Raw genomic sequence first — 1,161 nt, 5'->3', positions numbered from 1 at the left:
CCCCCATCAAGGTGGGCATCGCGCTGGACATCTCCGGCCCGTTCGCCGCCCTGGGGGCCGAGGCGCGGGACGGCTTCGCGCTGGGCATCAAGCAGCTGGGCGGCAAGCTGGGCGGCCAGCCCGTGCAGTTCGTGCAGACCGACATGGCCGGCAGCCCCGACCAGGCCAAGCAGCTGGTGGACCGCTTCGTGCAACGCGAGAAGATCGACCTGTTCACCGGCCCCATCGCCTCCAACGTGGCGCTGGCCGTGGCGCCCACACTGTTCGCCGCCAAGGTGCCCTACCTGTCGAACAACGCGGGCCCCAGCCAGCTGGCGGGCGCGCAGTGCAACCCCTACTTCTTCGGCACCGCCTACCAAAACGACCAGTACCACGAGGCCGCCGGCCAGTTCGCGGCCGACCGGGGCTTCAAGCGCATGGTGCTGATCGCGCCCAACTACCCCGCCGGCAAGGACGGGATCAACGGCTTCAAGCGCAAGTTCAAGGGCACGGTGGTGGACGAGATGTACACCAAGCTCGGCCAGATCGACTACGCGACCGAGCTGGCGCAACTGCGCGCCGCCAAGCCCGAGGCCGTGTACTTCTTCCTGCCCGGCGCCATGGGCATCAACTTCATCAAGCAGTTCGTGGGCGCGGGCCTGTCCAAGGACATCACGCTGGTGACCAGCGGCTTCTCGGCCGACGAAGACGTCATCAGCGCCGTGGGCGAACCCATGCTGGGGCTGTTCAACACCTCGCACTGGGCGCACGACCTGGACAACCCGGCCAACAAGGCCTTCGTGGCCGCGTTCCGCAAGGAGTACGGCGGGCGCTACCCGTCCATCTACGCCGCGCAGGCCTTCGACGTGATCACCGCCATGGACGCGGCCGTCAAGGCTGTCGGCGGCAAGGTGGCCGACCGCGATGCATTGATCAAGGCGCTGGCCAAGGCGCAGTTTCCTTCGGTGCGCGGCAACTTCCGCTACGCCAACAACCACTACCCGGTGCAGAACTTCTACCTGCGCACCATCGGCAAGGACGCCGAAGGCCGCGTGACCAACAAGACCATCAAGACGGTGCTGGAAAACTATGGGGATGCGTTCTCTGCCCAGTGCGGCATGAAGTAACCCCCCCTGAGTCGCTTCGCGCCTTCCCCCCGGAGGGGGACGCCGCCAGCGCGGC

At 67.2% G+C, this 1,161-nt stretch carries 1 protein-coding gene; it reads left to right on the top strand.

Annotation, left to right across the window (positions count from 1 at the left end):
* On the top strand, positions 1-1,106 hold a 1,106-nt coding region (locus AC27KI_RS25395), incomplete at its 5' end, for an ABC transporter substrate-binding protein (protein WP_487116566.1).
* Positions 1,107-1,161: the final 55 nt, after the last annotated feature.

Source organism: Acidovorax sp. KPB24-03 (assembly GCF_057546605.1).
This window is presented reverse-complemented; position numbering and strand designations above follow the sequence as displayed.